19 protein-coding genes are annotated in these 25480 nt (G+C 45.5%); 14 read left to right on the top strand and 5 right to left on the bottom strand.

What is annotated here, in order from left to right; genetic code table 11:
• Positions 1-58: 58 nt before the first annotated feature.
• Complete coding sequence (gene plsY / locus ACKPBX_RS00245; RefSeq protein WP_319995674.1) at positions 59-664, bottom strand: glycerol-3-phosphate 1-O-acyltransferase PlsY; 606 nt, start codon at positions 662-664, stop codon at positions 59-61.
• A 181-nt stretch (positions 665-845) separates the two neighbouring features.
• Here plsY and parE point away from each other — a divergent pair, with 181 nt between their 5' ends.
• The 9 genes from parE to ACKPBX_RS00290 all read left to right on the top strand — a co-directional run bounded on the left by parE (position 846) and on the right by ACKPBX_RS00290 (position 16024).
• Positions 846-2915 carry a DNA topoisomerase IV subunit B gene (parE, locus tag ACKPBX_RS00250; RefSeq protein ID WP_319995675.1) on the top strand — a complete coding sequence of 690 codons (2070 nt, stop codon included), beginning with the start codon at positions 846-848 and terminating at the stop codon, positions 2913-2915.
• Entirely contained in the window at positions 2912-5377 is a 2466-nt protein-coding gene (parC, locus tag ACKPBX_RS00255) for a DNA topoisomerase IV subunit A (RefSeq protein WP_462709496.1), read from the top strand. Before parE ends, parC begins: the two co-directional genes overlap by 4 nt.
• A gap of 300 nt (positions 5378-5677) precedes the next feature.
• Complete coding sequence (gene pflB / locus ACKPBX_RS00260) at positions 5678-7906, top strand: formate C-acetyltransferase (protein ID WP_086627995.1); 2229 nt, start codon at positions 5678-5680, stop codon at positions 7904-7906.
• A 162-nt stretch (positions 7907-8068) separates the two neighbouring features.
• Positions 8069-8830: a pyruvate formate-lyase-activating protein gene (pflA, locus tag ACKPBX_RS00265; RefSeq protein ID WP_086627994.1), complete on the top strand. Its 762-nt coding sequence runs from the start codon at positions 8069-8071 to the stop codon at positions 8828-8830.
• Positions 8831-8929: 99 nt separating this feature from the next.
• Complete coding sequence (locus ACKPBX_RS00270) at positions 8930-9859, top strand: manganese-dependent inorganic pyrophosphatase (RefSeq protein ID WP_119092974.1); 930 nt, start codon at positions 8930-8932, stop codon at positions 9857-9859.
• A gap of 89 nt (positions 9860-9948) precedes the next feature.
• On the top strand, positions 9949-10773 hold the full coding sequence (locus ACKPBX_RS00275) for a putative phosphoesterase (RefSeq protein ID WP_119092973.1): 825 nt from the start codon (positions 9949-9951) through the stop codon (positions 10771-10773).
• Positions 10774-10890: 117 nt separating this feature from the next.
• Positions 10891-11844, top strand: coding sequence for a magnesium transporter CorA family protein (locus ACKPBX_RS00280; protein WP_319995676.1), 954 nt, complete (start codon positions 10891-10893; stop codon positions 11842-11844).
• A gap of 140 nt (positions 11845-11984) precedes the next feature.
• Entirely contained in the window at positions 11985-13976 is a 1992-nt protein-coding gene (gene pulA, locus ACKPBX_RS00285) for a type I pullulanase (RefSeq protein WP_319995677.1), read from the top strand.
• A gap of 371 nt (positions 13977-14347) precedes the next feature.
• Positions 14348-16024, top strand: a complete 1677-nt coding sequence (locus ACKPBX_RS00290) for a peptide ABC transporter substrate-binding protein (RefSeq protein ID WP_086627989.1) — start codon at positions 14348-14350, stop codon at positions 16022-16024.
• 54 nt (positions 16025-16078) lie between these two features.
• On the opposite strand, the gene ACKPBX_RS00295 is transcribed toward ACKPBX_RS00290, so the two are convergent.
• Positions 16079-16306, bottom strand: a complete 228-nt coding sequence (locus ACKPBX_RS00295) for a DUF3899 domain-containing protein (RefSeq protein ID WP_319995678.1) — start codon at positions 16304-16306, stop codon at positions 16079-16081.
• A gap of 304 nt (positions 16307-16610) precedes the next feature.
• On the opposite strand from ACKPBX_RS00295, the gene opp3b reads away from it, so the two are divergent.
• The 5 genes from opp3b (at position 16611) to ACKPBX_RS00320 (ending at position 22516) form a co-directional block, all read left to right on the top strand.
• The gene (opp3b, locus tag ACKPBX_RS00300; RefSeq protein ID WP_108032494.1) at positions 16611-17555 is read left to right on the top strand and encodes an oligopeptide ABC transporter permease; all 945 of its coding nucleotides are present in this window, start codon (positions 16611-16613) and stop codon (positions 17553-17555) included.
• A 2-nt stretch (positions 17556-17557) separates the two neighbouring features.
• On the top strand, positions 17558-18604 hold the full coding sequence (gene opp3C / locus ACKPBX_RS00305; protein ID WP_407702558.1) for an oligopeptide ABC transporter permease: 1047 nt from the start codon (positions 17558-17560) through the stop codon (positions 18602-18604).
• An 11-nt stretch (positions 18605-18615) separates the two neighbouring features.
• The gene (locus tag ACKPBX_RS00310) at positions 18616-19761 is read left to right on the top strand and encodes an ABC transporter ATP-binding protein (protein WP_319995679.1); all 1146 of its coding nucleotides are present in this window, start codon (positions 18616-18618) and stop codon (positions 19759-19761) included.
• Complete coding sequence (locus ACKPBX_RS00315) at positions 19761-20705, top strand: ABC transporter ATP-binding protein (RefSeq protein WP_106448557.1); 945 nt, start codon at positions 19761-19763, stop codon at positions 20703-20705. The genes ACKPBX_RS00310 and ACKPBX_RS00315 overlap by 1 nt, the downstream gene beginning before the upstream one ends.
• 161 nt (positions 20706-20866) lie before the next feature.
• On the top strand, positions 20867-22516 hold the full coding sequence (locus tag ACKPBX_RS00320) for a peptide ABC transporter substrate-binding protein (protein ID WP_319995680.1): 1650 nt from the start codon (positions 20867-20869) through the stop codon (positions 22514-22516).
• 271 nt (positions 22517-22787) lie between these two features.
• On the opposite strand, the gene ilvA is transcribed toward ACKPBX_RS00320, so the two are convergent.
• The 3 genes from ilvA to ilvN form a co-directional block, all read right to left on the bottom strand.
• Complete coding sequence (gene ilvA / locus ACKPBX_RS00325; protein WP_119092965.1) at positions 22788-24050, bottom strand: threonine ammonia-lyase IlvA; 1263 nt, start codon at positions 24048-24050, stop codon at positions 22788-22790.
• An 83-nt stretch (positions 24051-24133) separates the two neighbouring features.
• Positions 24134-25129, bottom strand: coding sequence for a ketol-acid reductoisomerase (gene ilvC, locus ACKPBX_RS00330; RefSeq protein WP_086627982.1), 996 nt, complete (start codon positions 25127-25129; stop codon positions 24134-24136).
• 87 nt (positions 25130-25216) lie between these two features.
• Entirely contained in the window at positions 25217-25480 is a 264-nt protein-coding gene (gene ilvN, locus ACKPBX_RS00335; RefSeq protein WP_086627981.1) for an acetolactate synthase small subunit, read from the bottom strand.

Here is a 25480-nt window from a genome sequence, read left to right on the forward strand (position 1 = left end):
GGCCTGATAAAAGGCGGGGCCGTAAATCAACGATGATTTACGGCCCCGCCTTATTCTGTTATTTTTCTTTAGCGCTCTTCGATTTGTAGCCGAAAGGCACTTTGCTTTCCGTTCCGTTTCTGATCCGGTAAATATTGGAACGATGGCGATAGATGATGAAGATCGTCAAAAGGATCGTAACGAGCGTCAATGGCCAATCGTTAAAGAAGAAGGAAAGAGCGACCGCTGTAAAACTGACTAGGATGCTGGATAGGCTGACCATTCTGGAGAAGTACAGGTAGATAACGAAAGCGATGATTGCTTCCCCAAAAAAAAGCGGATTGTAGGCCAACATGATACCCGCGCTGGTGGCAACTGCTTTGCCGCCTTTGAATCCAGCGAAAAGGGGGTACGTATGCCCTAAGGCTGCAACAACCCCGGCCAATAAGGGATGGATTTCAACTCCCATCCAGATCGGCAATAAGGTTGCCGCTGAGCCTTTCAGCATGTCCATGATCAGGACGATGATGCCGGCTTTTTTTCCTAATACGCGGAAGGTATTGGTAGTTCCGCTGTTTCCGCTGCCGTATTTGCGGATGTCTGTTTGATAAAAATATTTTCCGATCCAAATGCCTGACGGGATGGAACCCAAAAGATAGGCCAGGACGATGACGATTGCTGTCATTCTCACTTCACTCCTAAGTTGATGCTCAGTTAATATACAATTGCAGTTCATTTTACCATTTTATCCGCAGTTTTCCTATAGGAGGCAGAATTCCGTCTCATTTTTTATACTTTCCAAAGTGAAAGTTATACAGTATGATAGAATAGATGTTCGCTTAGAACAGATACGAAGGAGTTTTTTTATGGCACAAAATAAAGAGAATAAATACAATGATGATTCCATCCAGGTGTTGGAAGGACTTGAAGCAGTCAGAAAACGGCCCGGGATGTATATCGGTTCGACTGATGCTCGCGGATTGCATCATTTAGTATATGAGATAGTCGATAATGCGGTGGATGAGGCCTTGTCGGGTTATGCTGATAAGATCGACATCACGATTCATGAAGACCAGAGCATCAGCGTCAAAGACAACGGACGTGGCATGCCGACCGGTTTGCACGCTTCAGGAGTGCCCACCATCCAAGTCATTTTTACCGTGCTCCACGCTGGAGGGAAATTCGGCCAAGGCGGCTACAAAACTTCTGGAGGTCTTCACGGAGTAGGCGCGAGTGTCGTCAATGCCCTTTCCAAATGGCTGGAAGTCTCGGTCATCCGAGAGAGCACACTCTATACAATGAAATTTAAGGACGGCGGAAAACCCGCCAGCAAATTGACCAAAGCAAAAAGCACCACAAAAGGATCCGGCTCGTTGATTCATTTTTTACCTGACAAAGAAGTTTTCGGAACAGCGCAGCTTTCCTATGATGTTTTGGCGGAACGGTTCCGGGAATCAGCCTTTTTGTTGAAAGGCTTAACCATCACGCTGAATGATGAGCGGACTGAACAAAGCGATACTTTTTTCTTCGAAGAAGGGATCAAGGAATTCGTTGCTTACTTAAATGAAGAAAAGGATACGTTGCATGATATCGTGTATTTCAGCGGGGAGGCCGATGGGATCGAAATCGAATTCTCCTTCCAGTACAACGACGGCTATTCGGAGACGATCCTGTCCTTCGTCAACAACGTTCGGACGAAAGACGGCGGGACACATGAAACCGGTGCGAAGACCGCCATCACTAAAGCCTTCAATGAATACGCGAGAAAAATGAACCTGATCAAAGAAAAGGAAAAGAATCTCGAAGGCAGCGATGTCCGCGAGGGCCTTTCGGCAGTATTGTCCCTGCGTGTACCGGAGAACCTACTCCAATTTGAAGGCCAGACGAAAGAAAAATTGGGCACACCGCAAGCGCGGGCAGCCGTTGATAGTCTTATCAGCGAAAAGTTGAGCATTTACTTGACAGAAAATGGCGAAACAGCCCAAATGCTCGCCAGAAAATCCTTGAAAGCCAGAGAGGCCAGGAATGCAGCGCGTAAAGCCCGTGAAGAGACGCGTAATGGCAAAAAACGCCAAAAAAACGAATCGCTTTTGTCCGGCAAACTGACGCCTGCGCAAAGCAAAAACCCGAAAAAGAATGAACTGTATCTGGTCGAGGGTGATTCCGCCGGTGGATCCGCCAAACAAGGGCGCGACCGCAAGTTCCAGGCGATACTGCCGTTGCGTGGGAAAGTCATCAATACAGAACGGGCGAGTATGCAGGATATTTTGAAGAACGAGGAAATCAACACGATCATCTACACAGTCGGGGCAGGGGTCGGGGCGGATTTCGACATTAAGGATTGCAATTATGACAAAATCATCATCATGACCGATGCGGACACGGATGGTGCGCATATTCAGATCTTGTTGCTGACTTTCTTTTACCGTTACATGAAGCCATTGTTGGAAGCCGGAAAAATCTATCTGGCGCAGCCTCCCCTTTACAAAGTATCCAAGGGTTTCGGCAAGAACGAAAAAATCCAGTACGCATGGACCGAAAAGGAACTGCAGGAAAAAATCGACATCATCGGCAAGGGCTATATCCTGCAACGTTATAAAGGACTCGGGGAAATGAACGCGGATCAGCTGTGGGATACCACGATGGATCCTGAAACCAGGACGTTGATCCGGGTGCTGATCGATGACAAGGCCCAAGCGGAGCGCCGGGTCACGACACTGATGGGGAACAAAGTCGAACCGCGAAGAAAATGGATCGAGAAGCATGTCGAGTTTTCGATGTCCGACAATAAGAGCATTCTTGAGGAAGACATTGCACCGGCGTCCGATAGTGGGGAGGCGCATCTGCAGGAGAAAGTGAAGAAGGAATTTTCGGATCAGCAGACCGCTCGTGACATGGAGCAAATTTCGTTAGATTTTGAAAGTGGTGAACTATAGTGGATAATCTGGAAATTAAAGAGCTGATGCTTGAAAACGTAATGGGGGACCGCTTCGGGCGATACTCGAAGTACATCATCCAGGAGCGTGCTTTGCCTGATATCCGCGACGGACTGAAGCCTGTCCAAAGGCGGATCCTGTACGCGATGGATGTTGCCGGGAACACTTCGGACAAAGGCTTCCGCAAATCGGCAAAAACCGTCGGGAATGTAATCGGTAATTACCATCCGCATGGCGATTCCAGTGTCTATGAAGCGATGGTCCGGTTGAGCCAGGATTGGAAGATGCGGGAAGTATTGGTCGAAATGCACGGCAATAACGGGAGCATGGATGGGGACTCAGCCGCAGCGATGCGGTACACCGAGGCCCGATTGTCAAAAATTTCCGCTGAACTGTTGCGCGACATCGACAAGGAAACAGTTGACTTTGTGCTGAACTTCGATGACACAGACCAGGAACCGACCGTGTTGCCGGCTCGCTACCCGAATCTTCTGGTGAACGGCGCCACCGGCATTTCCGCCGGTTACGCGACCGATATCCCGCCGCATAATCTGGGTGAAGTCATCGATGCGACCTTGCATCTGATCGATCACCCTGAGGCGGAGCTCAAAGCACTCATGAAATATGTGAAAGGCCCCGATTTCCCAACCGGCGCGATCATACAGGGCTTGGATGGCCTGAAAGACGCTTACCGGACCGGCAAAGGTAAAGTTGTCGTTCGCTCGCGCACTTCCATAGAGAGCATCCGCGGAGGCAAACAGCAGATCGTCATTTCGGAAATACCTTATGACGTCAACAAAGCGACGCTTGTGAAGCGGATGGACGAAATCCGCATCAATCGCAAAATCGAAGGGATCGCCGAAGTGCGGGATGAATCGGACCGTACAGGGCTGCAGATCGTCGTCGAATTGAAAAAAGAAGCGAATGCAGAGGGGATCCTCAACTATCTGCTTAAAAATACGGATCTGCAAGTGAACTATAACTTCAATATGGTCGCGATCGACGAGCGCCGTCCGATGCAGGTCGGCTTGCACCAAATATTGAAAGCATATATCCGACACCAGAAAATCGTCATCACCCGCCGGACGAATTACAGCCTGAAGAAGGCCGAGACGCGGCTGCATATCGTGGATGCATTGATCCGAGTCATTTCGATTCTCGATGAAGTCATCCAGTTGATCCGTGAAAGTAAAGACAAAAAGGACTCAAAACAGAATCTGATGAAGCAGTATGCTTTTTCGGAACCGCAGGCGGAAGCCATTGTTTCTCTGCAGCTTTACCGGCTATCCAATACGGACATCACAGCCCTGCAGAATGAAAAGTTGGAGCTGAATGAGCAGATTGCAACCTACCACGAAATTCTGAAGCAGGAAAAAACATTGTACGCTGTGATGAAGACAGAACTTGCCTCAGTCAAAAAACAATACGCGAATCTTCGCCGGACTACGATCCAGCATGAAATCGAAGAAATCAAAATCGATACAGAAGTTCTCGTGCCTGTAGAGGAAGTCGTTGTCGTGATCACGAAAGAGGGCTACTACAAGCGCACCAGCCTGCGTTCTTTTGGAGCCTCGACAATCGCAGAAATCGGCTTGCGCGATGGGGATAAGCCACTTTTTGTCGGCAAAGCATCGACTCTGGATGCGATTGTGATGTTCACCAGCAAGGGTGACTACCTGCATTTCCCGGTACATGAGTTGCCGGAATTGAAATGGAAAGATACGGGGCATCATATTTCGCAGAACATTCCTTTCGCTCCGGAGGAAAAGATCATCAGCGTAGAGATTCTCCCGAACAACAGTGAACCGACCGGGACAATCCTTTTCGTGTCAAAAGAAGGCTACATCAAACAGACGTTGATGAGCGACTTCCGGACTTTCCGGGGCTACAGAAACAAGAAAGCAGTCGCCATGAAGCTGAAGAGCGAAACGGATTTGATTGTTTCCATCCAACGCTTGGAGGATCAACAAAACTATGATGTGCTCCTTGTGACGCATTTCGGATTCAGCCTGCGTTACGCCGTGAATGAGGTAGGCATCATCGGAACCCGTGCCAGCGGAGTCAAGTCCATTAACCTGAAGGACGGAGACGTTGTGGTCGGGGGTGCTGCCTTTAAAGAAGGGGATGAGGAATTCCCGGTCCTGGTGGTCACGCAAAGAGGGAACATCAAAAAATTCAAATCCGGAGAAGTCCCGATTTTGGGCCGCGCGAAACGGGGATTGATGCTTCTGAAGGAATTGAAGGCCAAGCCGCACCGCATCATCTTCATGGATTGCGATCTATCGTTGCCTAATCGTTATGCAATCCGCACCACAGCTGGTACCAGTATTGTGGCGGAAAGCAAAGAAATACCATTCAGTCCAAGGTATTCCAACGGCAGCTTCGCAATCAACGAGAAGACGGATGGTGAAGTATCGGACATCGAGAAAGAGTTTGATTTTTCACAAATTAGAATTTTCTAATTAACTGTTATAAACAAAAAGCCAAAACGGAAACTGTGTAATAATACAGTTTCCGTTTTTATTTGAAACAGTTTTTTTGACAAAATAAAGGTTTCACTAACTAAACGGAAGCGATATTCGATAATTTGATTTTATAAACGTTGTCGTATCAACGTTTATAAAATGTTTTCGAAAAGTTTACAAAAAGTTCAAAAAAAAGATTGATAGTTGTTGCACTTTCTTCTGTACGTGTTATAATATTCATGTAGAAACCTGTTACACATATCACAATGTGAAAGCACCTTATAGGAGGAATATATAATGGAACAATGGCAAGGGTTTAAAGGAAAGACTTGGAAAGAAGAAGTCGACGTAAGAGACTTCATCATCAACAACTTCTCTGAATACACAGGCGACGAAAGCTTCTTGGCTGGTCCTACTGAAACTACTACTCAATTATGGGATCAAGTTATGGATCTTACTAAGCAAGAAAGAGAAGCTGGCGGCGTATTGGACATGGATACAAAAGTTGTATCTTCCATCACATCCCATGCAGCAGGCTACCTGAACAAAGAAAAAGAGCAAATCGTTGGTTTCCAAACTGAAAAACCACTTAAACGCAGCTTGATGCCTTTCGGCGGTATCCGCATGAGCGAACAGGCTTGTGAAGAAGCAGGCTACAAAGTTGATCCAGAAGTTTCAATGATTTTCCGCGATTACAGAAAAACACATAACCAAGGCGTATTTGACGCTTACACTCCAGAAATGCGTGCAGCAAGAACAACCGGCGTCATCACTGGCTTACCTGATGCATACGGCCGCGGCCGCATCATCGGCGACTACCGTCGTGTAGCTTTATACGGTGTGGACTTCTTGATGCAAGACAAATTAAATGAATTCGCTAAAATCGGCGACGGCACGATGACTGAAGAAATCATCCGTTTGAGAGAAGAATTCAGCGAACAATACCGTGCTTTGAAAGAATTGAAAGAATTAGGAAACATCTACGGTTTCGATATTTCAAAACCAGCTACAAACGCTCAAGAAGCTTTCCAATGGTTATACTTCGGTTACTTGGCTGCTGTTAAACAACAAAATGGTGCAGCAATGTCATTAGGCCGTACTTCAACTTTCTTGGATATCTATATCCAACGCGATCTTGAAAACGGAACATTGACTGAAGAAACAGCACAAGAAATCGTTGACCACTTCGTAATGAAATTGCGTATGATCAAATTTGCACGTACGCCAGAATACCAAGAATTGTACTCAGGAGATCCACAATGGGTTACTGAATCAATCGCTGGTATGGCACATGATGGCCGCTCAATGGTCACAAAATCAAGCTTCCGTTTCTTGAACACATTGACAAACTTAGGAGCAGCTCCAGAACCTAACTTGACAGTTCTTTGGTCAACTAGATTGCCTGAAGGATTCAAGAAATACTGTGCTAAAATGTCCATCGAAACAAGCGCTATCCAATACGAAAATGATGACATGATGAGCCTTGAGTGGGGCGATGACTACGGAATCGCTTGCTGCGTATCCGCGATGAGAATCGGGAAACAAATGCAATTCTTCGGAGCTCGTGCTAACTTGGCTAAAACATTGCTTTATGCAATCAACGGCGGGATTGACGAAACGAAGAAAAAACAAGTAGGACCTAAATTGCAACCAATCACTTCAGAATACCTTGATTACGCTGAAGTTTCTGAAAAATTCGATGTAATGATGGACTGGATCGTAGCTTTGTATGTGAATACATTGAACGTTATCCACTACATGCATGACAAATATTCATACGAATCATTGGAAATGGCTTTGCATGATACAAACGTTGTCCGCACATTGGCAACTGGTGTGGCTGGATTCTCAGTTACAATCGATTCACTTTCAGCTATCAAATACGCTAAAGTTAAACCGATCCGCGACGAAAACGGCATTGCTGTTGACTTCGAAATCGAAGGCGACTTCCCTAAATATGGTAACAATGATGATCGTGCTGACCAAATCGGTATCGACTTGTTGAAACAATACATGGGCAAAGTTAAGAAACACCAAACATACCGCAACTCTATCCCTACAACTTCTGTCCTTACAATCACTTCAAACGTGGTTTACGGCAAGAAAACTGGTAGCACGCCAGACGGACGTAAAGCCGGCGAACCATTCGCACCTGGTGCTAACCCAATGCACGGAAGAGATACTCACGGCGCTTTGGCAAGTTTGTCTTCAGTAGCTAAGATCCCTTACAAATATTCATTGGATGGTATCTCAAATACATTCTCAATCATCCCTAAAGCTTTGGGACGTGAAGAAGAAGTTCAAAAAGATAATCTTTCATCAATGTTGGACGGATACATCGCTAAAGGCGGCCACCACTTGAACGTCAACGTATTCAACCGTGAAACATTGCTTGACGCTATGGATCACCCAGAAAACTACCCACAATTGACAATCCGTGTTTCCGGATACGCTGTTAACTTCATCAAGTTGACTCGCGAACAACAAATGGACGTTATCAACCGTACAATGCACGAAATGATGTAATTTGCTTCAACCTGCATACTAATCGTATAAATTTAAACGGATGGATCATTTGATTCATCCGTTTTCTATCAAAGGGAGCGAAAGTTCGCTCTTTTTGATAGGAAATATTCCTTACGCGATATACAATGAAGTTAAGAAATAAACGACAGAGGAGTTTTTGAAATGACTGAACCTTTAAAAGGATTTGTGCATTCAACAGAGAGTTTTGGTTCCGTTGATGGACCAGGAATCCGTTTTATTATATTTATGCAAGGCTGCCGCATGCGTTGCCAATTCTGCCATAACCCGGACACTTGGAACATCGGTGGCGGCAATGAGATGACAAGCGATGAATTGCTGAACATGGCCTTGCAATACAAGCCATTCTGGGGGCAAAAAGGCGGCATCACCGTCAGTGGCGGCGAACCGTTGCTGCAGATCGATTTTTTGATCGAATTGTTCACGAAAGCCAAAGCCCAGGGCGTGCATACGACTTTGGACACCTGCGGCCTGCCGTTCACTTATGACGAGCCTTTCTTCAGCCAATTCAACAAACTGTTGGCTGTGACAGATTTGATCCTGCTGGACATCAAGCACATCGACAGCCAGAAGCACAAAGAATTGACGATGTGGCCGAACGAAAGTATCATCGAATTGGCGAAATATTTGTCGGAAATCAATAAACCGATTTGGGTCCGTCATGTGCTGATCCCTGAGCGGACAGACTATGATGATTTCTTGATCCGTCTGGATGCTTTCCTGAAAACATTGAAAAACATTGTCAAAGTGGAAATTCTGCCTTACCATAAAATGGGCGTCTATAAGTGGCAAACATTAGGAATCCCTTATCAATTGGAGGGGATTGATCCTCCTACAGCCGAGCGCGTCGAAAATGCCAGAAAGCTGCTGCATACGGAAGACTACAAAGGTTATTTGGATCTATAAAATAATACTATTTTTCAAGGAAGAAAAGAGAATTGCCATTGCTCTTTTCTTCCTTTTTTATTATGATAAAATTAGAAAATGGAAGAGAGAGTGAATTGTATGAACAAACTGTTAGTTTTTGGGCACCAAAATCCGGATACGGATGCGATCACATCTGCAATCGCATACGCCTACTATTTGAATCAAAACGGAATCGAAGCGGAAGCTGTGGCGCTTGGCCTGCCGAGTGAAGAAACAGCCTATGCTCTGAATCAATTCAAAACAGAGGCTCCGCGCGTCATCGAGACTGCGGCAAACGAAACAGATACGGTTGCATTGGTCGACCATAATGAAGCCCAACAAAGCGTCAGCGACATCAAAGATGTTGAGGTATATGCCGTCGTGGATCACCACCGCATCGCGAACTTCGAAACGGCCAACCCGTTGTATTATCGTGCAGAGCCTGTTGGTTGCACAAACACGATCCTTTATAAAATGTACAAAGAAAAGAACATCGCGATTCCAGCCGATATCGCTGGCTTGATGCTTTCTGCAATCATTTCCGATACGTTATTGTTCAAATCTCCGACTTGCACGCCGGAAGATGAAGCAGCAGCAACAGCCTTGACTGAAATCGCCGGTGTTTCTTTGCAGGAGTATGGCCTGGCGATGCTGAAAGCCGGAACGAATTTGGACGACAAGTCGATCGCGGAATTGTTGACTTTAGATGCAAAATCATTCCCGATGGGCGATAAAAACGTGCGCATCGCACAAGTGAACACTGTAGACGTTCAGGATGTCCTGAACAGACAGGTTGAGCTTGTTGCCGCTATGGAAGCTGAAAACGACACTCAAAGGTATGATGTCTTCCTGTTGGTCATCACAAACATCATCGAAAGCGATTCAGCTTTGTTGGCTGTAGGTTCGCATTTGGACACTGTAGAGGCCGCATTCGGCATCTCATTGACTGACAACGTTGCCCTGCTGCCTGGCGTTGTTTCACGCAAAAAACAAGTAGTTCCGCCATTGACGGAAGCATTCTCTAAATAATCACTTAAAAAGGGCGGGGCTGCAACTCAGTTAATCTGATATGCAGCTCCGCTTTTTTCAAACAGTAAGCAAAGAAAGGGGTTGAGGACGTGAAAATTGGGGTGTTGTCGGACCTGCATATCGACTCGAATGCGAAAAGGCTGGCGCCTGGACAAACGTATGACCATCTCTTGGCGGAGTTGCTCTACAACCAAGAAATCGACTTGCTATTGTTGGCGGGGGACGTCTCTTCCGATTACCACGATACCTTTGCTTTCTTGGATCGCATGCGAGACCATAATGTTTCGAAAATCCAATTCGTACCCGGAAACCATGACTTTTGGTCCATACGCAACCATGAAGAGGATACCGACCGAATCTATCAGTTGTTCAAGGAGCGGGATGAGAATCTTGTCGGAAATCCATTTCTGATCGGGGATAAATGGGCAGTGGTGGGGAATCCGGGGTGGTATGATTATGGGTTCGCCAGTGACCGCTATACTATAGAAGAGTTTTCCAAGAAAAAGCTGAAAGTCGGCGGTTGGAATGACCGCCGGTATGTGCATTGGCAGAAAGATGATCGCGCGGTTGCAGCAGCCATGCAGGAGGAACTGGAAAGCGATCTGAAGGAAGTCAGCGACCGGAAAATCATCATGATGACACATGTTGTGACGCATCCGCAATTTGTAATCCCACTCCCGCACAAGGTATACGATTACTACAATGCTTTCCTCGGCAGCAAAAGCTATATGCAATTGTATGACCGCTACAAGATTACGCACAGCATCATGGGCCATGTTCACTTCCGGAAAATACTGCAGGAGAATGATACAACTTTCTATTGTGCCTGCCTCGGCAGTGCACGGCATTGGTATACGGAGGACCCGTACATCGAAATGGCCTATACTATGGAAGAAATCATGGTTGACGTGTAATTGGCAGCTTTCTCCTGCCTTTCTGGAGAGGGTTATTGCTTTCCTTTTGGCAAAAATAAGTTATGCTTATCTTGAAGGCAAGTACATTCAGATAAAGCAGCTTGGAGGTGGATTTCAATGAGAGCATTCGACTTGTCGGATAAAGGGGTATACACGCAGACGAAGGATTGGAAAGCGGCGGATTGGATTCATGTGGAGAATCCGAGCAACGAAGACGTTGAGGATATGGTAGCTCTTTTCGGCATCCCGAAGGACTATATTTTGGATTCGCTGGACGAATATGAGATTCCTCGGCAAGAGAAAGTTCAGAATGGTGCAGGGGAGGATATTAATCTTCTGATCGTCCTCTTCCCCAAAATGCGATCGGTACAGGAAAAATACACGGAGTACCATACGTATCCCTTGTCGATCATAAGAGTCAATGATACATTGATAACAGTCTGCAAAGAGACGCCTTCTTTTTTGACGCATATCATGAATAATGAGTCTTTCAAAAACGAGCCAGCAACAACCCAGCATCACATCATCTTATACATATTATGGGAATTGACAAGGAGTTTCATTCGTCATCTGAGAGAAATCGATGGCATCATCGAAGACCTGCAGATTCAGATAATCAGTGCAACCCATAACGAATACTTTTATAAGCTGATTGCCTTACACAAGAGCTTGGTTTATTTTGAGACATCCATCAACAAAAATCATCCTTTGATAACAGAGTCCATCCATGAAGCTGTATTAGGGGATGATGTGCAGAGTCAAGAGTTGCTGCGTGATATCACGGATATCTCAAATCAAGCCGAAGTGATGGTCACTGAATCAAGCAAGATGATCGATCAGTTGAGCGAAGTATTTTCTAGCGTGATTACAAATAACTTGAACAATATCATGAAAGTTTTGACTTCTATCACCATCGTCCTGACTATCCCGACCATCATGGCAGGGTTCTGGGGCATGAATGTCGATCTGCCCTTCGAAAATCATCCGTGGGCGTTCGGCATCACCAGTCTGATCACTATCGTCATCTGCTTTTTGACGGTTTACTGGTTGAAAAAGAAAGATTACTTCTGACAGGGTGTTTGAATAGATGTAGGCGACATCACAATGAAGCGTAATCGGCAATTATTTCAGCCGATTACGCTTTTTGGCATCCCTTTTGAGTATGGGAACCCATCCATGGTTGGTATACTATAGGAGGGAGGTGAAACAAGATGATGGAGGATTTCCAGAGTTGGTTGGAGAGCTATGATTTGGAAAAACTCTTCAGCGATAAAAGGGACAAGGAAACAATCGACAAGGAAATGTTTCTGTTCGTCCGGTCGAATGATTTTGACAACTACTTTTCTTTTGATGGCGAACTGGGAGCGCTATACGAAAATGAAGGCACGCTATTGAGGGTTTGGACACCGACAGCAAAATCCGTGGAAGTTTGGACGTACACAGATGAGTTCATCAAAAAGCCTTCCCAAAAAGTAGCCATGGTACAGAAACCCAAGGGTATTTTTGAAGCTTACCTACCCGGGGATCATCATGGAACCATCTATGTCTATAAAATTCTTTTCCTGAATAACCGTGAAACGATCACAGTTGATCCCTATGCCCGAGCAACGACGGTAAATGGCACAAAATCGGTTATTACGGATTTGACCAGAACGAATCCTGATGGTTGGGGGGGACGGCTGCCTGCCTTCGGACTCCCGGAAGAAGCAATCATCTATGAACTGCACATCCGGGATTTCTCAATATCCGAAACGAGCGGGATAATATACAAAGGGAAATACCTTGGTTTGACAGAAAAAAATACGAAAAACGCCAGTGGGATAAGTACGGGTCTGGATTACTTGATCGATTTGGGCATCACCCATGTCCAGATTTTGCCGATGTTCGATTATGCAACAGTCGATGAGGCGAATCTGACGGAACCGCAATACAATTGGGGCTACGATCCGCTGAACTATAATGTGCCTGAAGGTTCCTATTCCAGCAATCCCTTTGACCCATTCAATAGGATCAAGGAATTGAAGGAAATGATTCGAACCCTGCATGCGAACGGGTTGAGGGTGATAATGGATGTGGTCTATAACCATGTCTACGACCCGAAAGATCAAGCGCTGGAAAGGACAGTACCGGGCTATTTTTACCGCTACAATGCGGACGGATCGCTTGCGAACGGCACAGGTGTGGGCAACGACACGGCTTCAGAAAGACATATGATGCGCAAATACATCATCGATAGCATCAAATATTGGGCAAAAGAATACCAGCTCGATGGTTTCCGCTTCGATCTGATGGGCATACATGACTCAGTCACGATGAACAAGATCCGTGAAGCGCTGGATAAGGTCGATCCATCCATTATCATCATCGGAGAAGGATGGGAAATGACCACGCCGCTCCCCGAGGAATTGAAAGCTTCACAGAGAAATGCGCAAGCAATGCCAAGGATTGCCCATTTTAATGATTCGATGAGGATAGTGCTGAAGGGAAGCGATTTCGGCGATGAAACAGACAGGGGATTCATCAGCGGTAAAAATTATCAGGAAAATCTGCTGCTTCGGAATATAAAAGGCGGCATGAATCTCTCAAGCCACAGCAGTTATGTCGATCCGGAACAAGTCGTCCAGTATGTGGAAGCACACGATAATTTGACGCTCTACGATAAACTGTTGCGTTCCAATCCGAATGACAGCGAGGAGGTGCGCGTCAAAAGGCATACACTTGCAACGAGCATTGTGTTGTTGTCGCAAGGCGTGCCATTCATCCATGGCGGCCAGGAATTTTTGCGCACGAAGGAAGGGGTGGCCAACAGCTACCAGTCCCCCGACGAAATCAATCAGTTTGAATGGGAACGGCTCACGACATTCCAACAATCGGTAGCCTACGTCAGAGGTTTGATTGCGCTGCGCAAGAGCGAGTATCTGTTCCGGTTGCATACCCATGAAGAAATTGACGCCCATTTTACAACGCTCAGCGAAAATTTTAACATCGTAGCCTTTGCTTTGGAGAACGAAGAAAAAAAGTACATCATCGTTTTTAATGCGAACCGAAGCGATACGATCTTCCGAATCGAGAAAGGGAAGTATGCCATCCTTGTTGAAGACAACCAAGTCTTCCTTGAAAGGAAAGCCGAAGCAATTTTAATGGACAAAATTCTGGTCAAAGCCCATACAACGACTGTTTTATACATTGGAAAACAACAATAAAATGAATTTTTTAAGAATTGCGTATATATTTTCCGTGAAAATGATTGAATATCTCTTTATCATGCAAATATATCAATATTAATATATTAATTCAATGTTTATTAATAAACAAATGTTTATAACCTGGTTTTGCCGTTTTGACAACATTTGGATTCGCTTTCATCCTTGTTCCAATGTTCTGACATGTTGTGTGAGATTCTCAATATATATCTAATGTCGATATATAAACTCAAAAAAAGTGAAAATATGAGTATGTTAATCTAATTTTAATCAATTTATTAAATTCCCAAACTTGATTTTAATATCAGTCAGAACTATAATTAACCTTACTATAGAAATTATAGAAACAGAGGGAATGGGGGAAAAGAAATATGGGCAACAAGAAACTATCATCTTTAGTGTTATTATCTTTAAGCTCCGCACTTGTATTGGCTGCATGCGGCGGAGAGGGAAGCACGGCTGATTCATCCGGGTCTGCAGGTGCAACAGACAGCGATCAGGTGTTAAATCTGGTTGAAAGCGCTGAAATCCCTACAATGGATTCTGTACAAGCTACAGATACAGTTGCGTTTACTGCTTTAAGCAACGTAAATGAAGGTCTGTATCGTCAAGGCTTGGATGGAACGGTTGAATTAGGTATCGCAGCAGAAGATCCTACAGTCAGCGAAGATGGTTTGGTCTACACTTTCACTATCCGTGATGAAGCGAACTGGTCAAACGGCGAGCCTGTAACGGCAGAAGATTTTGTTTATTCATGGCGTAAATTGGTGGACCCTGCAGAGGCTGCTTCATATTCTTACATGATGGCAGGTGTCATCGCCAACGCAACTGAAATTATTGATGGTGCCGTTGCGCCTGAAGAATTGGGCGTCAAAGCGATCGACGAAAAAACGCTGGAAATCACATTGACATCTCCAGTGCCATACTTCAAAGATCTTTTGACATTGGCTATGTTCTTCCCTCAAAATCAAGCATTTGTTGAAGAACAAGGCGACCAATACGCATTAAGCAGCGATGCTTTATTGTATAACGGACCATTCGTGTTAGCTAACTGGGATGCAGCGAGCTTATCATGGACGTACGAACCAAATGCAGAGTACTGGGATAAAGATGCTGTAAAATTACAAGCAATCAACGTAGAAGTCATCAAAGAGACTTCCACTGCCTTGAATCTGTATGATACAGACGCAATCGACCGCATGATCTTGACTGGTGAGTACGTAGCACAAAGAGCCGGCGATGCTGAAGTCCACACAATGCCGACTTCTTCTGTATTCTACTTGAAGTTCAACCAACAAAGAGAAGGCACACCATTACAAAATGCCAACATCCGTAAAGCTTTAGCTATGGCTTTCGACAAACAAGCGTACGCTGATGTGGTATTGCAGAACGGTTCCATCCCTGCAAACGGATTGGTTCCTGAAAAACTTGCTTTGGATCCTTCAACTGGCGAAGACTACCGTAAACAAAATGGCGATCTTCTGACATTCAATGCTGAAGAAGCTAAAACATACTTCGAAAAAGGCTTGGCTGAGTTGGGTGTTGAATCCATCACTTTGGAATTGTTGAGCGATGACACAGAAAATGCGAAACGTTCTTCTGAGTTCCTGCAAAGCCAACTACAGACAAACCTTCCTGGGTTGACTGTTACCTTGCGTAATGTACCTTTCAAAGTCCGTCTTGAAGCTGATACATCCGGCGAATACGATATCGAATTAGCTGGATGGGGAGCTGACTATGCTGACCCGATCAACTTCCTGGAATTGTTCCAGACAGAAAACGGCAACAACAAATCCGGTTACTCCAACGCTGAATACGATGCTTTGATCGATGAAGCACGCACAAACGTGACTGACCTTGATGCAAGATGGGCTAGCCTGCTTGCAGCTGAAAAGATCTTGATGGAAGATGCGGGTATCGCTCCTCTGTATCAACGTTCTTATGCAGTTCTACAAAAACCGTATGTCACAGATTTGGGTGAGCACTTAGTCGGTGCTGACTACTCATACAAATGGGCTTCAAATTCTGGCACTCAGAACGTGGATTAATTAAGGCAATAAAAAATCCATCTGGCAGACATTTATGCCAGATGGATGTTTTATTTATAAAATATAATCCCAGAGACAGATGATGCTGATCGCCAACAACAACAGACCGATAGTCAGGATATTTTGATAACTTTTCCCGACGGAAGATGAAAGAGCATGCGGATTCAATGGTTCCTTGAAGCCATCCTCCTTTGGTTCTCTTCTGAGCGTTTTTCTGACGCTGTAGTGGAAGAAATCGAAACTTCCGGAAGCCAACACGAGTCCGGACAAACCGATGATCAATAAAATACCTGCTATCATGAACAGAATATTGGATGTTTCGGTCCAACTTAAGGATCCATATTTAATCAGTTGATATATCAGTGCACATATAAAAATGAATAATGAAACAAGTACGTTTTTTTTTGTGAGGTTCACTTATTTTGGCTCCTTTTTGTTTTCTCAATTTTAAATGTACAAAAAAAAGAAAGAAAACTCAATTAAAATATGATTTGATTTTGTGTTCATTTTCTTTTTTGTATATTTAAATATGATATACTATCAGGTGCTATTTACAAAATAATTAAATAATGGAGGATGACAAACGATGAAAAGTTATGCAAAGTACATCGGCAAGCGTATTTTATATATGGCAATTACGTTGTTTTTGATTGCATCGATAACTTTTTTTCTGATGAAAGCTTTGCCGGGTACACCATACAGTAACCAAGACAAGTTATCTGAAGAACAAATTTTTATCATGAATGAGAAGTATGGACTGAACAAACCGATTCTGGTCCAATACGCAGTCTACATTTTTGGACTAGTACGTGGAGACCTGGGTGTTTCGTTCCAGTTCAACAATACTCCGGTTACGGATTTGTTGAGCAGCAGAATAGGACCTTCCATGCAATTAGGGCTTCAAGCAGTTATCATAGGAACGATCCTCGGCATTGTGCTGGGTGTGATCGCAGCGATGAGACAGGGGACTTGGGTGGATACAGTTGCCACTTTGACAGCCATCGTCGGCCGTTCGATCCCTAACTTTGTTTTTGCAGTTATTCTTCAATTGGTATTCGGCGTATGGCTGAAAGTGTTGCCGATCGCCTTGTGGAATGATGGTTTCCGTTCTTCGATTCTGCCTACGATTGCGTTGAGCATTTCCCCGCTGGCCGATTCGGCCCGGTTTATGCGAACCGAAATGGTCGACGTATTAGGCAGCGACTATGTCGAACTCGCTAGAGCGAAAGGTCTGAGCCGTTGGGAAGTCGCGTTCAAACACGGTATCCGTAATGCGCTGATTCCTTTGGTCACCATCATCGGCCCGATGACAGTCGGTTTGATGACAGGTTCGATGGTTGTGGAAAATATTTTTGCCATCCCTGGCATCGGGGAACAATTCGTAAAATCCATCCTGACGAATGATTATCCGACAATCATGGGCGTTACGATGATGTATTCGACCATGTTGGTCATCGTCATTTTGTTGGTTGACATCCTTTATGGTATCATCGACCCTCGTATCAGAGTCGCTACAGAAGGAGGGGAATAAGCATGAGTGAAAATGAATTACGCAATACAACAGCGATGCCGACAATCACGAAAGATCTTTTCGAAACGGCATCCGAGTCAAGCATGCAGGATAAAGAAAAAATCTCAGCGCCTTCCCTAAGCTTCATGGCAGATTCTTGGCGCCGCCTGAAGAAAAATAAAGTTGCCATGGTCAGTTTGGTCATCTTGATCATCATCACTATGTCCAGTCTGTTTGCTCCAGTCATTGCACCGCATGACCCGAATGCGCAAACAGTCCAGTACGCAAATATGCCACCAAAGATTCCCGGCATCGACATCAACGGTCTGAACGGAACAGTGAAGCAGAATGGCGTAGTTATCGATAAGTATGAGGCGTCCAACGTTCCAGAGGATGTTTACTACTATCTCGGTACGGACAGCCTGGGACGCGATTTGTTGTCGCGTATCCTTTACGGTACCCGCGTATCCTTATTCATCGCGTTCATGGCAGCCTTGTTCAACCTGACACTCGGCGTTGTCTATGGTCTGACGTCCGGCTGGTTGGGCGGAAAAGTCGACAATATCATGCAACGTATCCTGGAAATCCTTTCCGGTGTGCCTAACTTGGTAGTCGTTATTCTGATGTTGCTTGTTCTGAAACCCGGCATCAGCTCCATCATCATTGCTTTGGCTTTGACTGAATGGCTTTCGATGGCGCGTGTCGTCCGTGCACAAACCCTGAAATTGAAAAATCAGGAATACATCCTGGCTGCCCGCACGTTGGGTCAATCACCGATGAAAATTGCCTTCGGACACATTCTGCCTAACTTGGCCGGTGTCATCATCATTCAAGTTATGTTTTCCATTCCATCGGCAATCTTCTTCGAAGCATTCCTGAGCTTTATCGGTATCGGTATTCCTGCTCCGAATGCATCGCTTGGTACATTGATCAACGATGGTTACAAGACATTCCGTTTCTTGCCGCATCTGATGTGGTATCCAGCCGGAATCATGAGCGTCATCATGATTTGCTTCAACTTATTGGCTGATGGACTTCGTGACGCGTTCGATCCAAAAATGAGAGATTAGGAGGTAACCAGATGGAAAATATATTGGAAGTAAAAGACCTACAAATTACTTTTGATACCTATGCAGGTAAAGTAAAAGCTATCCGTGGCGTCAGTTTTGACCTGAAGCCAGGTGAAACATTAGCCATCGTTGGTGAATCCGGCTCTGGTAAATCAGTGACTAGCCGCAGCATCATGCGTCTATTGGCGAACAACGCCAACATTGAACACGGTGAAATCCTGTTCAAGGGCGAAGATTTAGTGCACAAAACCGAAAAACAAATGCAGAAGATCCGTGGTTCGGAAATCGCAATGATTTTCCAGGATCCGATGACTTCTTTGAATCCGACTCAAAAAATCGGCAAGCAGATCGCTGAACCGATCATCAAACACCAAAACATCAGTAAAGAGGAGGCCTACAAAAAAGCTGAAGAATTATTGCAGCTAGTAGGTATCCCGAGCCCTGCCAAAAGAATGAAACAGTACCCGCACCAATTCTCAGGCGGTCAGCGCCAACGGATCGTCATCGCGATCGCATTGGGCTGCAACCCGGATATTCTGATTGCGGATGAACCGACAACAGCTCTTGACGTTACGATCCAAGCGCAAATCCTGGAGTTGATGAAGGATCTGCAGCAGAAAATCAAGACATCGATCATTTTTATCACCCATGATTTGGGTGTAGTGGCGAACGTTGCAGACCGTGTAGCCGTCATGTATGCAGGCAAAATCGTCGAAGTCGGGACTGTCGATGAAATTTTCTACAACCCGCAACACCCATATACATGGGGACTGTTGAGCTCGATGCCTACATTGGACACTGCAGGATCGCTTTATGCGATCCCAGGGACACCTCCGGATTTATTGGATCCTCCGACTGGTGATGCTTTTGCGCCCCGGAGCGAATATGCAATGAAGATTGACACCTTGTACGATCCGCCGTTCTTTAAGGTATCCGATACCCATTCGGCAGCTACTTGGTTGCTGCATCCTGACGCACCTTCCGTGAATCCTCCAGAGGGCATCGTGAACCGACAGGCGACTTTCTCCGAAATGAAACTCGCTCCTTCCGATGAATTGAAAGTGATGGACACCGCAGATAAGGAACCGGCTGTATTGCCTCACGGAAAAGGCCCGCAAATCGATCCGAAAATCACTGAGAAAGGAGGACTGCTGTAATGTACGACACAACAGGACAGAAAAAGATTCTGGAAGTAAAAAACCTGAAGCAGTATTTCAACGTCGGCACAAAAAATGAAGTCCGCGCCGTTGACGATGTTTCCTTTGATATCTATGAAGGCGAAACACTCGGCTTGGTAGGCGAATCCGGTTGCGGAAAAACGACAACCGGCCGCGCAATCATCCGCTTGTACAACCCGACTTCCGGTGAAATCTTTTTTGATGGCACCGAAATCCATACGCTGCATGACAGAAAAGAGCAACTGGCTTTCCGTAAAGACATGCAGATGATTTTCCAGGATCCGTATGCATCCTTGAATCCCCGTATGAAAGTACGCGATATCGTTGCTGAAGGTTTGAAGATTCATGGCCTTGCGACAACCGAGAAAGAAGTCGATGACCGGGTTGCGGAATTATTGGATCTGGTCGGTTTGAATAAAGACCATTCTTCCCGTTATCCGCACGAGTTCTCCGGCGGCCAAAGACAGCGTATCGGAATTGCCAGAGCCTTAGCGGTAAATCCAAAACTCATCATTGCCGATGAGCCGATTTCTGCTTTGGACGTATCCATTCAGGCGCAAGTGGTCAACTTGCTGATGGAATTGCAGAAAAAACAAAAACTGACTTTCTTGTTCATCGCGCATGATCTGTCGATGGTCAAGTACATCAGCAATCGAATCGGTGTTATGTACTTCGGCAAATTGGTCGAATTAGCGCCCGCAGACGACGTTTACAACAAACCTTTACATCCTTATACGGAAAGCCTGTTATCGGCCATACCGCTGCCGGATCCGGTTTATGAGCGCAACCGCACCCGCTTCACTTATGTTCCACGTGAAGAGAATGGTGAGCCGGAAGCAATGCGAGAAATCGTTCCAGGGCACTTTGTTTATTGCCGTGAGTCCGACGTTCCCGTATTGAAAGCAAAATACGAAAATTACTGATAAAAAAAGCCCGGAACTTGTTCTGGGCTTTTTTTGCCATAGAAAATTAATGAAATGAAAAAATGATGAATTTTTTATGATAATAATCCCCTTATTTTATGGAATATCCTGATTACTTGTAGTATAATATTAAAATACGAAAAGAAAAAGGGGAGATTTACATGAGGAGATTGAAAAATTCTTTCATTTTAGCTACAGCAGCTGTCATCTTAGCAGCTTGCGGAGGAGACGGCGCAACGGACGACAGCGCAGTAGACAAAGCAAGTGAAAGCGCAGGCGGACAAGTTGTCAACTATACAGCACCTACCGAATTAGCAACATTGGATACAACACTGATGACGGACATCAATAGTTCGAACTACATCAGCCATGCGATCGAAGGCTTATTGAAAATCAATGCAGATGGGAAGCCCGTTCCCGCAATCGCTGCGGAAGCAGGTACTGTATCGGAAGATGGCTTGACTTATACTTATAAACTCCGTGATGATGCAGTTTGGTCAAACGGAGAGCCTGTTACAGCGAACGATTTCGTATTCGCTTGGCAACGATTGGTGGATCCCGAAGCGGGCGCATCCTACGCTTACTTGGCTGAGACCATCAAGAACGCCAATGAAATCATGGCTGGAGAAATGGACCCTGAAAAATTGGGGGTAACGGCAGTAAGCGACACTGAAATCACAATCGAGTTGACGCAGCCGACACCTTACTTTGAATCATTATTGGCGTTCAGCGCATTCTTCCCGCAAAATGAAGAATTTGTCACTGAAAAAGGCGACAAGTACGGAACTAGCAGCGAAAACATTTTGGCTAACGGACCTTTCACCATCGAGAACTGGGACGGCACTGGCCTGACTTGGGATCTTGTGAAGAACGAAGATTACTATGCAGCTGACGAAGTGAAGTTGGACGAAGTCAACGTCCAAGTAATCAAAGAAACAAGCACTGTCGTGAATCTGTTCGATCAAGGATCAGTCGATAACGCACAAGTGACCGGCGAATTGGTTAAACAATTGGCGACTGATCCTAACGTAGTCGTTCAGAAAAAAGCCCGCACGGCGTACATCGAATTCAACCACGATAACGTCTACCTGCAGAATGCGAAGCTGAGAGCAGCCATCGGACTTGTCATCAATCGCGATGAATTGGTCGACAGCGTCATCGGTGACGGTTCGACAGCAATCGGCGGTTTCCTGCCGGCTGATTTTGTCAGCAACCCGACGACCGGCGAAGACTTTGCCGCTGAAGCAGGCTCTTATCTGGAATATGATGTGGAACGAGCGCAAACGCTTTGGGCTGAAGCGAAGGCTGAATTAAGCGTTGAAGAAATCACTTTCTCCTTGGTCGGGGACGATGATGAAAAGAACAAAAAAATCAGCCAATATATCCAAGGCCAAATCCAAAACAATTTGGAAGGCATCTCTGTAGAATTGCGCAATGTACCGAAGAAAAACCGTTTGGAATTGGCGAATCAAGATGAATTCGACTTGTTGCAAACCGGTTGGGGAGCGGATTTCGCTGACGCAATCAACTACATGGACTTGTTGTACAGCACATCTGCCTACAACGAAGGACAATATGCGAATGTGGAATTTGATGCTTTGATCGATGCTTCAAAAACAACAAACGCAAACAATCCTGAAGCGCGCTGGGCTGACCTGATGGCTGCCCACAAGCTGGTCATGGAAGATGCGGCTATCATACCTCTTTATCAAGAAGCAGAAACACAACTCAGAAACCCTAACCTTAAGGGCATCATCTTCAATTCAGTGGGCAATGAATTTGACCTGAGCAGAGCGTATATCGAAGAATAAGAATGTTTAGAACCCAAAGAAGGGCCGGCTCGGTTGAGTCGGCCCTTCTTTGGGTTTCTGGAGAGCGTGGGGGGACATGAATACTTAGCAGATATCCATGTTCCCCGGTGATTTCAGGGCCGAAACAATGAATACTTCGCAGTTATTCATTGTTTTCGGCCGCACAAGGATGCACCCGTCCGCAACCCGTAACAACCCAACCAAAAACCTGACGCGAGCCTCTCAAGTGGCTCACGTCAGGTTTTAAGTTACTTTATAGAATTGGTCCGGATCAGATCAGGAAGGAATACAGTTTGGAATTCTCGTTCACCGAAATGTAATGCGGATCGAATTTTTCGATCCTGCTGAGCAAGCCTTCGATATCGTCCTTATTTTTCAACAAGATTCCGATCAGTACAGGTCCTTCGCTGCGATGGACCTTTTTCGTATATTCGAACTTGGTGATGTCATCGTTGCCGCCCAATATGTCATTCACGAACTCTTTCAGCGCGCCGGCCCTCTGCGGGAAGTTCACGATGAAGTAGTGCTTCAGACCTTGATAGAGTAGGGAGCGTTCATCAATTTCAGCCATCCGATTGATATCGTTGTTACCGCCGCTGACGATGCAGACGACCGTTTTGTCTCTGATTTCATCTTTGTATTGTTCCAACGCAGAAACCGAGAGTGCGCCGGATGGTTCCGCTACGATAGCTTGTTTAGTGTATAAATCGATGATGGTTCCGCAAACTTGTCCTTCAGGCACGACCAGGATGTCATCGACATTTTGTTGGCAGTGTCTGAAAGTCAAATCACCGACAGTCGCTACGGCTGTCCCATCACAGAATTTATCAATATCAGTCAAAGTCGTCACTTTATTCGCATCAAGCGAAACTTTCATGCCAGGGGCGCCCAAGGACTCCACGCCGATGATCTTCGTTTCGGGCATGGCTTCCTTCATGTAGCTGCTGACGCCTGAAATCAAGCCGCCGCCGCCGATTGCCGCGAATACCATGTCGGCCGTTTCTCCTTCAGCAACGAGATCCTGGTGGATTTCCACTGCCAAAGTGCCTTGCCCAGCGATCACATTGCGATCATTGAAAGGTTCAATGAAAGTCAGGTTGTGTTCATCCGCATAGGCATGGGCGGCTTCGTTCGATTCGTCGAAGGTATCGCCGATCAGTTTGATCTCAACATACTCTTTCCCGAAATAACGGACTTGGTCTATTTTTTGGGAAGGCGTTGTCGAAGGCATGAAGATGGTAGCTTTGATGGCCAAATGGTTACAGGTATAAGCTACCCCTTGCGCATGATTGCCGGCTGAGGCGCAGATTACTCCAGTCTCAGTTTCGGCTTCACTCAGCTGCGAAATGGCATAATAAGCGCCCCTCAATTTGAAGGAGCGGACGATTTGAAGGTCCTCCCGCTTCAAAAAGATGTTGGCATGATACTTCTGCGATAAATACGCATCATGCTGCAATGGTGTCTGCTTGACCACGTTGCGCAGTACTTTATATGCTTTAAGCACGTCTTCTTTGTTCACTAACTCATCCGTCATTCTATCTGCTCCTAATCTATTGAATACAATGATGAAGAGAGAAGGCTTAAAAATAAGGATGCTCTCAACCTACATCTGATTCATTATTGTTGTTCATTCACGAAAGGCATCATTTTACGCAATTCAGCACCGACTGCTTCGATCTGGTGGCCTTGTTGCTCAGCGCGCATTGCGTGGAAGTCAGGGAAGCCAGCTTTGTAATCATCAGTGAAGCGTTTAGCGAATGCACCTGTTTGGATGTCAGTCAAGACGTCCTTCATGCGGTCTTTCACGTCTGAAGTGATGACGCGAGGTCCGGAAACGTAGTCGCCGTATTCAGCTGTGTTAGAGATAGAGTGGCGCATTTTTTCCATGCCGCCTTCGTACATCAAGTCAACGATCAATTTCAATTCGTGCAATACTTCGAAGTAGGCGATTTCTGGTTGGTAGCCAGCTTCAACCAATGTTTCGAAACCAGCTTGAACCAAGTGCGTTGTTCCGCCGCACAATACAGCTTGCTCGCCGAATAGGTCAGTTTCAGTTTCTTCCTTGAATGTTGTTTCCAAAACGCCTACGCGTGTAGCGCCGACTCCTTGTGCCCAAGCAAGAGCGATATCTTTTGCGTTGCCTGTTGCATCTTGGAAGACTGCGAACAAAGCAGGCACTGCAGAACCTTTAGCGAATTGACGGCGAACCATGTGGCCTGGGCCTTTTGGAGCGACCATGAATACATCGATATCAGCAGCAGGTGTGATCGTACCGAAATGGATGTTGAATCCGTGACCGAATGCGATGGCATTTCCAGCTTCCAAGTTAGGAGCGATTTCAGCTGCATAAACTTCAGCTTGTTGCTCATCAGGGATAAGGATCATTACTACGTCAGCTTGTTTTGTTGCTTCAGCAACAGGGAACACTTCAAATCCGTCTTCTTTTGCTTTGTCTGCAGATTTACCTGCACGGATTCCGATGATGACATCATTACCGTTGTCACGTAGGTTTTGTGAATGTGCATGTCCTTGAGAACCATATCCGATAACGGCGATTTTTTTGCCCTCTAGTGCTTTTACTGTTACGTCTTGATCGTAGTATACTTTAGTCATATTGAAATGACCTCCTTATTTTTTTTATATTCTCAATGCTTTTTAAGCAATTTGATTCGGTCAGTAGGGTAGTGCGGTTGGTTGGATTTAAGCTCTTAGGCCTAAACGCTTTTCGGTGATGTCGGTTGCGCTGATGACGTCGACTTGTTTTTCCAACTGTTTCGTCAATAATTCAGCTGCATCCAAGGTATCGAAGTTGATGCCGACTGTGATCAAAGATACGTCATAATCTTCCGTCCCTGTCAGCGTTAAGGTATCGATATTGTATTGCGGCTTCAGGATAACTTGCGTGATACGGTTCAATACGCCGGGTTTATTCACGACTTTGGCTTGGATTAATCTTAGCATCAT

This window comes from Trichococcus shcherbakoviae, assembly GCF_963666195.1.
GTDB lineage: Bacteria > Bacillota > Bacilli > Lactobacillales > Aerococcaceae > Trichococcus > Trichococcus shcherbakoviae.